The 15,056-nt window shown below is 66.6% G+C and carries 8 protein-coding genes and 1 pseudogene; 7 read left to right on the top strand and 2 right to left on the bottom strand.

Features of this window, described 5'->3' with window-relative positions:
* Nucleotides 1-54 precede the first annotated feature (54 nt).
* Nucleotides 55-912: a serine hydrolase domain-containing protein gene (locus U9983_RS02380; protein WP_322752448.1), complete on the top strand. Its 858-nt coding sequence runs from the start codon at nucleotides 55-57 to the stop codon at nucleotides 910-912.
* On the opposite strand, the gene U9983_RS02375 is transcribed toward U9983_RS02380, so the two are convergent.
* The gene (locus U9983_RS02375; protein ID WP_322752447.1) at nucleotides 869-1,591 is read right to left on the bottom strand and encodes a helix-turn-helix domain-containing protein; all 723 of its coding nucleotides are present in this window, start codon (nucleotides 1,589-1,591) and stop codon (nucleotides 869-871) included. The two genes, U9983_RS02380 and U9983_RS02375, sit on opposite strands and share 44 nt — an antisense overlap.
* Before the next feature lie 383 nt (nucleotides 1,592-1,974).
* On the opposite strand from U9983_RS02375, the gene U9983_RS02370 reads away from it, so the two are divergent.
* On the top strand, nucleotides 1,975-2,886 hold the full coding sequence (locus U9983_RS02370) for an SDR family oxidoreductase (RefSeq protein WP_322752446.1): 912 nt from the start codon (nucleotides 1,975-1,977) through the stop codon (nucleotides 2,884-2,886).
* Between the two features lie 224 nt (nucleotides 2,887-3,110).
* Nucleotides 3,111-4,151: a YihY/virulence factor BrkB family protein gene (locus tag U9983_RS02365; protein ID WP_322752445.1), complete on the top strand. Its 1,041-nt coding sequence runs from the start codon at nucleotides 3,111-3,113 to the stop codon at nucleotides 4,149-4,151.
* Nucleotides 4,152-4,636: 485 nt separating this feature from the next.
* Here the strand turns inward: U9983_RS02365 and U9983_RS02360 are convergent.
* A pseudogene (locus U9983_RS02360) lies at nucleotides 4,637-5,533 on the bottom strand (D-alanyl-D-alanine carboxypeptidase family protein); the annotation flags it as partial.
* 207 nt (nucleotides 5,534-5,740) lie between these two features.
* Here U9983_RS02360 and U9983_RS02355 point away from each other — a divergent pair.
* The 4 genes from U9983_RS02355 (at nucleotide 5,741) to U9983_RS02340 (ending at nucleotide 15,054) form a co-directional block, all read left to right on the top strand.
* Nucleotides 5,741-7,015, top strand: a complete 1,275-nt coding sequence (locus U9983_RS02355) for an ATP-binding protein (protein WP_322752444.1) — start codon at nucleotides 5,741-5,743, stop codon at nucleotides 7,013-7,015.
* A gap of 182 nt (nucleotides 7,016-7,197) precedes the next feature.
* A complete protein-coding gene (locus tag U9983_RS02350; RefSeq protein WP_322752443.1) occupies nucleotides 7,198-8,457 on the top strand; it encodes an ATP-binding protein in 1,260 nt (419 codons plus the stop codon).
* 155 nt (nucleotides 8,458-8,612) lie between these two features.
* Nucleotides 8,613-12,110 (top strand): UvrD-helicase domain-containing protein, encoded by a 3,498-nt coding sequence (locus tag U9983_RS02345; protein WP_322752442.1) that lies wholly within the window; start codon nucleotides 8,613-8,615, stop codon nucleotides 12,108-12,110.
* A gap of 292 nt (nucleotides 12,111-12,402) precedes the next feature.
* On the top strand, nucleotides 12,403-15,054 hold the full coding sequence (locus U9983_RS02340; protein WP_322752441.1) for a LamG-like jellyroll fold domain-containing protein: 2,652 nt from the start codon (nucleotides 12,403-12,405) through the stop codon (nucleotides 15,052-15,054).
* The last annotated feature ends 2 nt before the right edge of the window (nucleotides 15,055-15,056 follow it).

Below are 15,056 nucleotides of genomic sequence, written 5' to 3'. Positions count from 1 at the left end.
TCTCTCAGCCAGCCCGAGGAGCACCCGGCCGGCCGGGTTCGTAAAGTTCGGCACGTGGATGCCCTCATGCAGGTGGATTCCTGGCCGGTCGAGAACGCGGCCGTTGCCGTGTTGGTGCGTGACGGCGGCGGTGCCGTCACGGTGCGTGGGTCGGTTGGTGCCGTGGACAGGTCCTTCCGGTTGGCGTCGGTGTCGAAGCTTCTCGCCGCCTATGCCACGCTGATCGCGGTGGAGGAGGGTGCCATCGGTTTGGACGATCCGGCCGGTCCCCCAGGTTCGACCGTGGCCCATCTCCTCGCCCACACGTCGGGCCTGGGCTTTTCCGGCACCCGGGCGGTGACCCGGCCCGGAGCACGGCGGGTGTATTCGAACACCGGCTTCGACGTGCTCGGCGAGACAGTGGAAAAGGCATCCGGAATTGCTTTCGGTGACTACCTCGCCGAGGCCGTGTTCGGGCCGCTGGGCATGATGGCCTCCGAGCTGGCGGGCTCGCCGGCCTACGCGGTGTCATCGACCCTGGCTGATCTGCTTCGTTTTGCCGGTGAACTGCTGGCGCCGCGGTTGCTCGCTGCGCAGACATTCACGGCGGCGACATCGGTGGCTTTTCCCGGTGCCGCCGGGGTACTGCCCGGGTTCGGTGTGCAGAATCCGAACGACTGGGGGCTCGGCTTCGAGATCCGCGGGCGGAAACACCCGCACTGGACGGGGAACGCAAATTCACCTGAAACTTTCGGCCATTTCGGCCGGAGTGGGACTTTTCTCTGGGTTGATCCGGCGCTGGATGGCGCGTGTGTGGGCCTGACCGACCGTGAATTCGGTTCCTGGGCCGCTGATGTCTGGCCGAAGCTGTCCGACGACGTGGTCGCGGTCATTGGTGCCGGCGACGGGGAGTCGACGGCTCGGTTGACATGATCGGCTCGATTGGCATGATCGGCGTGGCTGGTTGGCCCTCGGAGCCGGAGCCGGAGCCGGAGCCGGAGCCGCGAATCACGAACCCGGCCATTTCCTCGACCAGGCGCGCTCTGGTCGGGTGCTGTCGGCCGGCGGGAAACAGCATGTCGTCCAACACGGTGGCGCCGTAGACGAGCGCTACGGTGAACCGAACGGACAGCGCCACGTCGACCACGGGGGCGTCGAGCACGGCCACTTCGGCCTCGATCTCCCGTTCCAGCTTGTCGAAGACCTCCTGGAGAAAGGCGCCGGCGCGGGTGCGAAGTTCGGGTGAACCTCCGCTCGGCCCTCCGGGTAGCGCCAGCAACAGTTTGTGGTTATCGATGAGCAGAAGGTAGAGGCCGCCGACGAAGTCCCGGGTGGTCTGCTCGGCGCTCCTGGCGCCGTGCCCGTGCTCGATCCATTGCCGCACGTACTCGGCCACGAAGTCGTAGAACGGCCGGTAGACAGCCTCGACGAAGAGGTTGGCTTTTGTACCGAAATGTCGGAACACCAGCGCCTGGGTCACGCCGGCACGGGCGGCTATCTCCCGGGTGGTGACGTGTTCGTAGCCGTGCTCGTCGAAGAGCTCCCGAGCGGCGCCCAGGACCAGCGAGCGGACAGTCGCCGAGCTGCGTCGGGACCGGGAGTCCTGGGTCACTCAACCATGATGACCGACGACGGCCCATCCGCCGGGGCCGACGTCCACCGATCAAATTAGATAGCAACGATATCTTGACACTAGATGATCATTTGTTCACTGTGATGTGTGCGACATCCCCACGGCGGGAGCGGTACTTCGGCTGAGAGCGAGGCCAGGGCATGACCGATGTGCAGGTTGATCCTTCGCTGTGCCTCGGACACGGCCGCTGCAACGCCTACGGGTCGGACGTCTACGGGCGCGACGATTCCGGCTACTGCCATATTGGGAACGCTGCGTGCCTACGGCTCTTGAGCAGCAGGCACGCGATGGGACGGAGGCGTGTCCCGAGCGCGCGATCTCGCTATCCGAAAGACTGCTTCCACTTTTGACGAGGAGTACAGGTGAGGCTTGAAGACAAGGTCGTCGTCATCACCGGCGCCGGGTCCGGGTTAGGACGGGAGAGCGCTCTGCTGTTCTCTCGTGAAGGCGCCACGGTCGTCGTCACCGACATCATCGAACAACGGGCAAAGGACGTCGCGAGCCTGATCGGTGAGCGCGGCGGTCAGGCGTTGGCGTGCCGAACCGACGTCACGGTGGAAAGTGAGGTCGCCGCTGCAGTCGCCACCGCCGTCGAGCATTTCGGCCGCCTCGACGTCATGTTTGCCAATGCCGGGGTCACGGTGCCGGGCCAGGGCACTGTCGCGCTCGAGGACACCACCGAGGAGAGCTGGACGCACGTCCACGATACCAATCTCAAGGGAGTCTTCTTCTCCATCAAGTACGCGGCCAGGGCGATGAAGACACAGGGCGGTGGGACGATCGTGGTCACATCGTCGGCGTCGTCGCTGGCGGCGTACCCGAGGTTCACGATCTACACCGCGAGCAAGGGCGGGGTGAACGCGCTCGTCCGGGGCGCCGCGTTCGACCTCGGCGGCTACGGCATACGGGTCAACGCGATCTGCCCGACCCACGGTATGTCCGTGAATTTCGGGCTCCCGCCGGACGCTGAGGTGCTCGGCAGGTCCTACGAAGAGGTGGCCGGTCCCTGGAACCCGGACTACGCTCCGATGCCCCTGAAGCTGCGGCGTCCCCCGAACCTGCTCGACAACGCCTACGCCGCGCTCTTCCTGGCCTGCGACGAGTCCGCGTACATGTCCGGGGTCTGCTTCCCGACGACCGACGGCGGCACTCTGGGGCGCGTAGCGATCGAGTTCCCCAAGGATTGGGAACTGGCTCAGCAGGCTGCGTTCGCGGGCGCTTCGGAAGCTCCTCTCAATCCGCCGGTTGGTGGCGAAGCCGAGGTGGGCGGATAGGCGTTTTCTGGTCCTCTGGTGTGGGCAGGCACCGCCGGCGACGGCCTCGGGGGCCCTCGCCGGCGGTGCCGACGGACCCGTCTCCGTGACTTGGGGAGCCTCCCGCGGCCCGGATAGACCGCGGCCCGGTAGAGTATGGAATCTAGCGAAAACGGACGGATGGCCGGCGGCCGCGGGGTGGAATCGGCCGTGACAGGGACGTCCTTGATGGGTAGTTAGGTCCGGTGGACAACCCGATCAGTGCGCTCCGTTCCGGAGCGCGGAAGGCATCCGGTGCAGCCGGTGCCGTGCGCCGTCGGCGGCCCTTCATCGACCATCTGCTGCGCGCCTACCACCGGTACACCGAGGACGGCGGCGACCGACTTTCAGCTGCCGCGACGTACTTTGCCTTCCTCTCGTTCTTCCCGTTGGTCGCACTCGCCTTCTCGATCGCGGGTTTCGTGGTTGACGCCTATCCGGATGTTCGGCAGGAGCTGACCAAGCAGATCAACAGTTATCTACCGGGGCTTGCGGACAAGCTGGACATCGCCAGTATCGGCAACGCGAAGGTCGGTGTCGGCCTGATCGGCCTGGTCGGTCTGCTGCTGGCCGGGCTGGCATGGATCGACGCGCTGCGGGACGCGATCAGAATTATGTGGCATCAGGACGTGGAGGTCGGAAACGTCGTGATCCGCCGAGTGAAGGACATCGGCGTCCTTGCCGGGCTCGGTCTCATCAGCTTCGCGTCGATTGCGGTGACCAGCGTTGCCACGTCGGTCTCGGGGACGTTTCTGCACTGGATCGGGCTCGCTGGCAGCACTGCGGCGACAGCGCTGACCTCGATACTCGCTGTCGTCGTCGCGCTGGCCCTGGACGTGGCACTCTTCCGCTGCCTGTTTGTCTGGCTCCCGCGGATCACCGACCATCGCCGTGCGCTGGCGGGCGCGCTGTTCGGCGCGATCGGGGTGGAGGTGCTCAAGGTTCTCGCGACCGCGCTGGTCGGCATGACCACGAGAAACCCCGTCTACGGGACGTTCGCGGTGATTGTCGGATTGCTGATCTGGATCAATATCATGATGCGTTGGACGTTGCTGGTAGCGGCGTGGACGGTGACCGCGCCCTACTCGTCCGATGTACCACCGTCGGGTACCGCTGTGCCAGCCGGTGCCGACGTTCCAGCCGGTGCCGACGTTCCAGCCGGGGAGGCAGCTGATGACGGGCCACCGCCGGTCCCGACACGCAGCCCGGGTGTAGGGGTGCCGTCCTCGCCGCCACCTCGTCGATGAGGCACGAGCCGCACGCGGGATGTGGAGACGTTTCCCGAGCGCAGGAGGTGTGCTGTGGGAACGGGCGGTCGGGCTGCCATACCGGGCAGTGCGTCAATGTTCGGGAACGCGTCGCTGTTCGGGAAAAGGTGCCGACGCGAAAGTCGCCTACGTAGAGTGAAAAGTCCGAATATCAGTGTGATCGCGATAGCGATCCAGGTGGCTGGTCCTATCCCGTGGTCGCCGATATCTCGCCGTTGTGACTGCCTTCGAGCATAATCGTGCGTGCCGGTGTCATGCCGGCCTCCGGTTCCCGTACCAGCATCGGCGGTGGCCAGCGGTCGCAGACCGTCCACGGTTGATCCGTCCGGAGCCATCGCGAGGCCGCGCGTTTCGTCGCTCTTGACGACAAGGTGTCCGACCGGAGCGATTGTGTCGACGTTCGCGAATCCCCAGTCGAGCAGCGGCCGGGCCTCCTTGGCATATGCCGGGGCTGCCCGCAGCATCGTGAGGATGAGAGTGTGGCCGCCGCGCCGGACCGCGCCGATGTAGGTGGCGCCCGCCGCGGCGGTGTATCCGTTCTTGACGCCGATCGTTCCCGGATACGAGGTGAGCAGGTCATTGTGGTTCTGGATCTCGAACGACTTGCCGTCCCGGCCGCGGACGGTCGCCCGTGGGATGGTCAGGAACCTGCGGACGATGGGATTGGCGAGCGCGGCCCGGCCCAGCAATGCAAGATCGTATGCTGATGTCGTCTGCCCGGGTGCGTCCAGGCCACTTGGATCCCCTGCGGTTGTGTCGCGCGCGTTCAGCTCGGCCGCGGTCCGGTTCATCAGTACGACCGTGGCGTCAGCCCCGCCAGCGGCTTCGGCGAGTGCTACGGCGGCGTCGTTACCGCTGGCGACGATCATTGCTGTGGCGAGTTCCGCGACCGTGTAGGTCATGCCCGGGACGAGACCCACCCGCGTTCCGTCAACCGACGCGGCCGCAGTACTGATCGTCACCTCCTGAGCAGGCGACAGCCGCGGCAGCACGGCGAGCGCAGTTAGGATCTTGAGCGTGCTCGCCGGCAGGTGGGGACCGTGGGCGTCTCGGGCCGCGAGGACGGCGCCGCTGTCGGCGTCGGCGATGAGCCAACTTGCGGCGGTGGTGTCGGGGGGCGGGGAAGAGGCTCGCGAACCGACCACCACGCCGGCGCTCGCCAGCACCGGACCACCGAGGAGGTTCGGGCTGGCTGGCCGCAGTGCCGGTGCCGGTGCCGCTGCCGGTGCCGGTGCCGGTGCCGGTATGGGATCGGGAGCGGCGGCCGCCGTGGTCGAGAGCGCGGCGATCAGCCATGTCACCAGGGAGACGACCAGCAGCACGGAACGTGTCGCGCTCAAGCGTTCGCGAGTCCGAGGCATCTGATGGAGATTACTGTCAGTCACAGTTATGTGAAGCGAGAGGGCTGGCCGTGTCGTACCGAAGCGTGCTGGTGGTACCGAGTTGCACCGAGTTATCCCTCCAGCCGGGCCTGGCGCATGACAACTGAGGAACAACTGATTGATGTCCAATCGTGACGGCTTCTCAGTTAGGCCTCAGTTAGGCCTCAGATCGACTAGCCTGAGACTGTGCGGGATCTCCTCGTCGCTAGAGGTCAACTCGACTGGTCCGCGCAGCCGTGTGGCTACCATGGTATCGACGCGCTGTCTCACCTCGAACTCGGACGGTTGCGCGATTATCTCGTGGCCGTGGACAAGGGCGATCTTGCCGGGCAGGATGACCTGCGGGTGCTGACCGCTCTGCGATTGCTGACCCCCGCCGGAGAGCTGACCTATGCCGGCCTGTTGCTACTCGGCCGGCAGGATGCGCTGCGGCAACTGCTACCCGGACATGGTTATTCCTTTCAGTACCGGCCGTCGAGCGGCTCGGAAGCGACCAGCCGGGTTCGGGAGGAGCAGCCGGTCCTTGCGGGTATCGAGCGCATGCTCGGCCTGGTCGAAGCGCATGCCGCGTTCCGCCCGCTCAACATCTCCGGCGGCATCCAACTGCAACTCGTCGACTATCCGCAGAACGCCGTGCGTGAGCTGGTCGTCAACGCCTTCCTCCACCGGTCGTATGAGACCCACGGCACGGTGGATGTGGAGCATTCCCCGGAGGCGCTCATTGTGACAAGCCCCGGGGGATTTCTTCCCGGGATCACGCCGGATAATGTTCTCAGCTATCCTTCGACGCCTCGTAATCGGCTGCTTACCGAGGTCTTTTCAATGCTCCGGCTTGCCGAACGCACCGGTCAAGGAGTCGATCGCGCATTTCGTGAGCTGTTGCGGGTGGGCAAAGAGCCGCCGACGTTCACCGATCTCGGTACCTCGGTCCGTGCCGTGGTCCGTGGTGGCATAGGCGACGACGCCTTCGTCGGTTACGTCTCAACTCTGCCCGCCCAGGCGGGTCGGGACGTCGAAATCCTGCTGACCCTGTCCTACCTGCGGACCCGCCAGTCGGTGGACGCGGTTACCCTGGCTCGGGTGGTGCAGCGCCCGGCGCCGGAAAGCCAGGAGGTGCTGGCCCGCATGGTCGCCTTGGAACTGGTCGAAACGACCAGGCGAACGGCGGGCCGGCCGTTGCCCACCTACCGGCTACGCCCCGCCGCGCTCGCCGGGCTCGGGCGCGCTGTTCGTTACCACCGCCAGGGCCCCGCGCAGACGGACGAGAAGGTGCTCGAACATGTCCGTGAGTACGGGTACGTCACCAACCGCACGCTGCAGCGGATGTTCGACGTGACCATGTTCGGCGCTCGGGACATGCTCGCCGACCTGCGCCGCCGTGGTGTCCTGTGCAAGATCGGCGATGCCCACGGCGGCACCGGGGTCCGCTACGGCCCGGGCGACGCATTCCCACGCAGTTAGGGCCTGTCCGGTGGATCTTCGATCGCGCGGATCAAGGCCCAGGAGGCGCCCCGCGTCGCGCCTCGGTTGGAGTTGGTACTAGAACGTGTGTAGAGTTGGTACCAGCGGGTGGTTGAGAATTGCATCAGACGATCTTATGGTCGGTGTCACCGGCAGATCGCCAGCAGCATGCGGAGGTCGGCATGGTTGATCAACGGATCTACCGTCCGCGTCTCGCCGACCGCAGGTTGCGCGAACTCGTGCAGGACTTTCCGGCCGTGCTCGTGAACGGACCGCGGGCGGCGGGAAAGACGACCACCGCTCGCCAGATATGCCGGGACATGGTCAGCCTGGATCGGCCGGCACATGCCGTCGCCTTTCGCGCGGATCCCGACGCGGCGTTGCGAAAGCTGGACGAACCAGCGCTCATCGACGAGTGGCAGGAAGTACCGCAGGTACTCGGCGCGGTGAAACGTGCGGTCGACGCCAACAGCAGGCCTGGTCGTTTCGTACTCACCGGGAGCGTCCGGGGTGACCTTGAACAGCAGATGTGGCCGGGTACGGGGCGTCTCGTGCGCATCCCGATGTACGGATTCACTGAACGTGAGGTATTGGGCGCTGTTGACCACACCCGCCCGGCCTTTCTTGACCGCATCGCGACGGGGGATCCGGAGGAGATCGCTCTTCCTTCCTCCGTCCCCGACCTGGCCGGATATATTGACCTTGCCCTGCGGGGCGGCTTTCCTGACCTCGTTTTTCGAGACTATGCGGAAGACAGCCGCCGAACCTGGCTTGAGGGTTATCTTGAACAGCTGCTGACTCGGGACGTGGCTACTTTCGAGCAGGCACCGCGCGAGCCGGAGAAACTACGCCGATATTTCGAGGCGATTGCGCTCAATACGGCCGGAATGCCGTCTGGAAAAAGTCTTTACGAAGCGGCCGGGGTCAACGCCAGAACGGCGGCATCCTACGACAGTCTGTTGACGAGCCTCTTTGTCCTCGAGCGGGTTCCGGCGTGGAGCACCAACCGGCTTTCCCGACTTGTTAAAACACCGAAAATCTACATCGTCGAGAGCGGTCTCGTCGGGAGCTCTATCGGTCTTTCGACGCGGACGGTCCTGTCTGATGGAGACCTTCTCGGTCGCATGATCGATAATTTCGTCCTCGCGCAGCTACGTCCGGAGGCTGCTCTTTCCGTGCGGCGCCACCGCTTCTATCACCTGCGAACCCAGGGTGGACGCCAGGAAGTGGACCTCCTCGTGGAGTTGGATGCCGGCAAGGTTCTCGGGATCGAGATCAAAGCCAGTTCGGCTCCCAGCCGTCACGACGCCGCGCACCTGTGCTGGTTGCGCGACGAACTCGGCGACCGGTTCGTGGCCGGCGCGGTCCTGCACACGGGTCCCGCGGTCTACCCCCTTGACTCGAAGATCCTTGCGGTGCCCATCTGCGCGATCTGGGGTTGACCGCAGGGAGCCTGGCAGGCCAAAGGGTGCGCGATCGTGGTTATTCTCGCGCGCCCGGAGGCCGCAAGCGCAGGGAGCCTGCGACCCGACCGTCGGCGACGTGCGGTGGGGGTACCCGCGGGTGCGGGCGCAGGGGTACGACAACATACGTGTCTGTGAACTCACGGTTTCTTGCGGACCTGCACATCCACTCCAAGTACTCCAGAGCATGCAGCCGGGACTGCGACCTGGAGCATCTGGCCTGGTGGGCGGCGCGTAAGGGCATCGCAGTGGTCGGCACCGGTGACTTCACCCACCCCGCCTGGTCACAGGAGATCGCCACCAAGCTCGTGCCGGCCGAGCCGGGCCTGTTCCGGCTTCGCCCCGACCTTGAGGCTGACGTCATGCGGACGCTGCCCGCGTTGTGCCGGACGGCAACCCGATTCATGCTGTCCACGGAGATTTCCACGATCTACAAGCGGGGGGACAAGACCCGCAAGGTTCACCATCTCCTCTACGCTCCGGACACCGACGCCGCCGGGCGGATCACCGCGAGTCTTGGGAAGATCGGTAATCTCGCCGCGGACGGGCGTCCCATCCTGGGGTTGGACTCCCGTGATCTGCTGGAGATCACCCTCGGTGCGGGGGAGGGCTGTTACCTGGTGCCGGCCCACGTGTGGACTCCCTGGTTCGCCGTCCTCGGGTCGAAATCCGGTTTCGACGCGATCGAGGACTGCTATCTCGACCTCGCGGACAACATCTTTGCGTTGGAAACGGGCCTGTCGGCGGATCCACCGATGTTCTGGCGTTTGTCCGGACTCGACCGGTTCCGTCTGGTCAGCAATTCCGACGCGCATTCCCCGCCCATGCTCGGCCGGGAGGCGACCGCGTTCACCTGCGACGTCGACTACTTTGCGATGCGTGCGGCGCTGCGCGACGGGGACGGCTTCGCCGGCACCATCGAGTTCTTTCCCGAAGAGGGCAAGTACCACCTTGACGGTCACCGCAAATGCGGGGTCCGATACGAGCCGAGCCAGACCCGGGAGGCCGACGGTCGCTGCCCCGAGTGCGGGCGCCCACTGACGGTCGGTGTGCTGCACCGGGTGGAGGCGCTCGCCGACCGAGACGAGGGACACCGCCCGTCGACCGCGGGAGAGGTGCGGTCACTGGTCGCCCTGCCCGAGGTCGTCGGCGAGATCCTTGGGGTCGGGCCGAAGAGCAAGGCGGTGGCCGCGCAGGTCACAACGCTCACCGCCCGGCTCGGCCCGGAGCTGGCAATCCTCGGCGAGGTCCCGCTCGACGCGATCGGTGCGGTCGGTTCGTCCGCACTGGTCGAGGCGATCCGACGGTTGCGGCGGGAGGAGGTGATCCGTGACGCCGGCTATGACGGCGAGTACGGGGTCATCCGGCTGTTCGACCCGTTGGAGCTCACCTCGAATGTGGGCACGCTGTTCGACCTGGCTCCCGCAGCGGGCGCCACCGGGGCGGGCAGGTCCGCGCCGGGCCAAGCCGCCGTGCGTTCAGCCGCCGGGGGTTCAGCCGCCGGGGGTTCATCAGCCGGGGGTTCATCAGCCGCCGGCACCCGGATCGGACGGGGAGGCGCCCGCCGTGGGCGCAGCGCGCTGGCGCCCTCGGTTGTACCGGCTGCAGACACGGCGGCAGACACGGCTGCGGCTGCGGCGGTTTGCGGCCCGCCCGACACGGGCGCGGTGACGACCAGTCCGACCAGTCCGACCAGCCCGACCAGCCCGACCAGCCCGATTGGCACGTCGATTCTGGCCGGACTCGACGCCGAACAGCGCGTGGCGGCGGCGGTCACCCAGGGGCCACTGCTGATCATTGCCGGACCCGGTACCGGCAAGACCCGGACGTTGGTCCATTCGGTCGCGCACCGGGTCCGGGAGCAGGGGGTGCCGGCCGAACAATGCCTGGCCGTGACCTTCACCCGGCGGGCCGCGACCGAGCTGCGGGAGCGGCTCGACGCCCTCGTCGGCGCGGCGGCGCCCCGCATCCTCGCTACGACCTTCCACGGTCTGGGCCTGCGGATCGTCCGGGAGTGCCAGGACCTGTTCGGCCTCGGCGCGCACGTCCGGGTGGCGGACGAAGCGACCCGCGCAGACATCCTGCGGGACGCGCTGGCCGGGACGGTCACCGGTGCGCGCAACCTGGAACGGGTCCGGCGCGAGCTGGCCGACTTCCGACGGGCACACGCGCTCGCCGGTGCGACGGCCGGGCATGAACTGGCCGGTCATGAGCTGGCCGGTCTGGCCCAGCGGTACGACGAGGCCCTGCGCGCACGTGGTCTGGTGGACCTCGACGACCTCCTCGCGCTGCCGGTGATCGCCATGCGGGAACATCCGGACCTGGCCGAGTCCTTCCGGGCGCGGTGGCGCCACGTCTGGGTCGACGAGTACCAGGATGTCGACGAGCTGCAGTACGTCCTGCTGACGATGTTGACAGGACGCCGTGCCGGTGCGAGCACGGCTGAGGGGTCGGTTGACGGGGCTGTTGAGGGGGCTGCTGACGGGCCGGTTGATGGAGCGGTTGACGCGAACCTGTGTGCGATCGGCGACCCGGACCAGGCCATTTACTCCTTCCGTGGCGCCGATGTGGGCTTCTTCCTGCGTTTTCGGGACGACTTCCCCGACGCCCAGGTGGTATCGCTCACCCGCAACTACCGTTCCACGGCGGCCATCGTAGGCGCCGCCGTCCGCCTGATCGAACCGGCGACGCTCGTCCCCGGCCGAACGCTCACAGCGGTCGGGCAGCACCCGCAGAGCCCCCGACCGCTGCTGCACCGGGCCGCGAGCGAGGCCGAGGAGGCCGCGGTCGTGGTGAGCACCATCGAACAGGCGCTGGGAGGCACGTCCTTCCACGCCCTCGACCTCGGTGTGGACGCGACCGGCGAGGCCAGGTTGTCCTTCGCCGACATCGCGGTGCTCTACCGCACGGCTCGCCAGGCCCGGCCGGTGATGGACGCGCTGGACCGGCATGGTTTTCCCTTCCAGCAACGTTCTCATAACCGGTTTGCCGACGCCCCGGGTGTCGGGCGCCTGCTGGCGCTCCTCGATGAGCACACCGGTGACGTCTCGCAGCGGCGATCCGTCCTCGCACGGTTGCGGACCGCAGCTCAGTCGATGATCGATGATGAGGTTGAGATCCGCTATGCGCTCGACATCCTGACCCCTCTTGCCACCGAGTGCGGGGAGGATCTGGAGCGGTTCCGGTCCGAGATCGCACTCGGCGCGGAGGTTGACACTCTTGATCCGCGCGCGGACCGGATATCGCTGCTGACGTTGCACGCGTCCAAAGGCCTGGAATTCGGCCTTGTGATCATTATCGGATGCGAGGATGGTCTACTGCCCTTGCGCTGGGCAGGTGCCTCATTGCCAACGGTCACCGATGCGCGGGATCCCGATGCACAGGATCCCGGTGCCGGGGACGACGACGGGGACAGTGAGGAGCGCCGACTGCTGTTCGTCGGCATGACCCGGGCGCGGGGGCAGCTCGTGCTCACGCATCCGGCCCACCGTCGCCGGGGCGGGGCGGTCGTGCCGACACGGCCGTCACCGTTTCTCGACGTCCTCGGTGAGCCACTGCTCCAGCGTCGTTCGGGTCCGGTGGGTACCCGCCCGCGCCGGGTGAGCCAGGGCCACCAGCTACGGCTGGTTTAGCGCGACCGGCAATAGGGACGCGGCGTCGCGGGCCAAAGGCGATTCGGTCACATTCCACGATTCCGTCACATTCCGCGATCTTTGCGGTAGCCGTCAGTACTATTAGTCCGATTTACCGAGAGTCCTTATCAGGGAAAAGCCTGATAACCGGCCGAATAAGACTACTGATGGCAGTGGGCGGTGTGGTGGCACCACCGCCCGCATTGACGTATGCCCATGACGGGCGGATCGGGGCACTGTGCGGGTCCGCGAACAGGATTGCCGTGAACGTGATGCTCGCGGACGGGTCGGAATGGTCGCCGCTGTGGTGGCGTTCGTCGTGTTGGTGACAGCCCAGACAACGAGCCCACCGGCCAGCGCCGAGCCGGCAACGGCCCAGCCCGGCTCGGTCGCCGGTTGGGCTCCCAAGACACCCCCGCTGACCACTGCGTGGACGAACAAGGTGTCGGCGGGCAATCCGTTGCCCGAGTATCCGCGGCCAGCGCTCACCCGTGCCCGCTGGCAGAACCTCAACGGAGTGTGGCAGTTCGCCGCCGATGCCGGCCCCGATGCGGCGGGCGAAGCACCGCCGGTGGGTCGGGATCTGGCCGAGCGGATCCTGGTGCCGTATCCGGTGGAGTCCGCGCTGTCGGGAATCAAACGGCCCGTCGGTCGGATGTGGTACCGCCGTACCTTCACCGTTCCAGATGTCTGGCAGGTTGGTCGGGGAGTGCGTCTTCTGCTCCATTTTCAGGCCGTGGACTACGAGGCGACCGTGTATGTGAACGGTCGGCTGACCGCGACCCACAAGGGTGGATTCGACGCTTTCGGTATCGACGTCACGGACGCGCTGACCGGATCCGGGCCGCAGGAGGTGGTGGTCGGTGTGCATGACCAGACCGACGCGGCCAACCAGGCTGTCGGCAAGCAGCGCCCTGATCCCGGCGGAATCTTCTACACGTCGTCGTCCGGCATCTGGCAGACGGTGTGGATGGAGCCGGTGGCCCCCGCGCACGTCGACCGGCTCGACGCCACCCCGGATCTGCCCGGGAACGACCTGCGGTTGACCGTTGTGGCCACCGGGGCCACCGGCTACACGGCCGAGGCGATCGCATACGCCGGCGAGCAGGAGATCGGCCGAGTCACCGGCGCGCCCGGCAGCGAACTGCGGCTGCCCGTCCCCAGTCCGCACCTGTGGACCCCCGATGATCCGTACCTTTACACCCTCAAGGTACGTCTGAGCGAGCCGGGTAACAGTGCCGGAGGTGCCAGTTCCGGAACACATGGTGCCGGAAGTGATGGCGATGGCGGTAATGTCGCAGGTAACGATCCAGTCGGCACCGGGGCCGCTGGCGGTGATGCCGTTGGAAACAATGTCGTCGACGAGGTCGGCTCGTACTTCGGAATGCGTTCGATATCCCTGGGCGGCGGTCGCGACGGCAGGACCCGGATGCTGCTGAACGGTCGGTTCGTGATGCAGGTCGGCACTCTCGACCAGGGATTCTGGCCGGATGGCCTTTATACTGCTCCCACCGACGAGGCGCTGCGCTCCGACCTCGAGGCGCACAAGCAGCTCGGCTTCAACATGGTCCGCAAGCATGCCAAGGTTGAATCCGACCGTTGGTACTACTGGGCCGACAAACTCGGTCTGCTGGTCTGGCAGGACATGCCCGCGATGTTCGGCGGACACGCCCCGCCCGATGGCGCCAGATATCAGTTCGAGTCCGAACTGCGTGCGCTGGTCGACGCCCACCGCGGGCATCCGTCGATCGTCATGTGGGTGCCGTTCAACGAGGGCTGGGGTGAGTACGAACCGAAACGCGTCGCCGACCTGGTCAGGTCCTGGGACTCCAGCCGGCTGGTCGACGCGGACAGCGGCGTGAACTGCTGCGCGTCCATCCCGGACAGTGGCGAAGGTGACGTATACGACAACCACACCTACGTCGGCCCGGGCGGGCCTGTCCAGCAGGGAAACAGGGCGAGCGTGGACGGCGAGTTCGGTGGGCTCGGGCTGAAGGTCGACGGCCATCTGTACGACCCGGCAAAGGCCTTTGCCAATGAACTCGAGCCCGACGCGGCCGCTGTGACCCGACGCTACGTGGAGCTGTCCGACAGACTCCTGGCGATGGAGAAGCGGTGTGGCCTGTCCGGCTCTGTGTATACGCAGATCAGTGATGTGGAGAACGAAATCAACGGGCTTTACACCTATGACCGCGCGGTGCTCAAAGCCGATGCGGCATCGGTACGCAAGGCCAACCGGTCACTGATCGACGCGTCGGTTTCGGTGGAGGACGAGCTGATCAGCTATCCGCCGGGCACGGCCGGGCTCGACGGTGTGAGCTTCTACCGGTTCGACGAGGGCAACGGCACGGTTACCAGGGACGCGCTGGGTGGCCATGAGGCGACCCTGGTAGGCGGTCCGGCGTGGACGGGTGGGCATGCCGGGTCGGCGCCGGCATTCAACGGTTCGAACCAGTTCGTCGACACCGGTACCTCGATCGTCGATACGACCGGCAACTACAGTGTGTCCGCCTGGGTGAAGATTGACCGGCTCGGCTCGTTCGCTACGGCGGTCAGCCAGGATGGTGACCCGAACAGCGCGTTCTATCTGCAGTATTCCGCGCTCGACAACCGGTTCGCCTTCAGCGACGCGGGAGTCCGAGCTCTTGGCCCCACGCCCGTGGTCGGCCAGTGGTACCACCTCACGGGCGTGCGGGACGCGGCGGGCGGAACCATGACGCTCTACGTCGACGGAGCGAAGGCGGGGGTCGCCTCGGTCTGCCTGGGGGAGAAAGCCGCCGGTCACACGGTCATCGGCAGGGCAACCTACAACGGCCGGCCGGTCGACTTCTGGCCGGGAACCGTCGATGAGGTGCACATCTTCGACCGTGCCCTTTCCGCGGCCGAGGTCGGAGCGCTGTACAGCGCAGGCAGCGCAGCGCCGTCTCAAGCAGTCCAGCGCTGATC

The organism is Protofrankia sp. Cas3 (assembly GCF_963555955.1).
Taxonomy (GTDB): Bacteria; Actinomycetota; Actinomycetes; order Frankiales; family Frankiaceae; genus Protofrankia.
The sequence above is the reverse complement of the archived record's forward strand: the minus strand, read 5'-3'. Positions and strand labels throughout refer to the sequence as shown.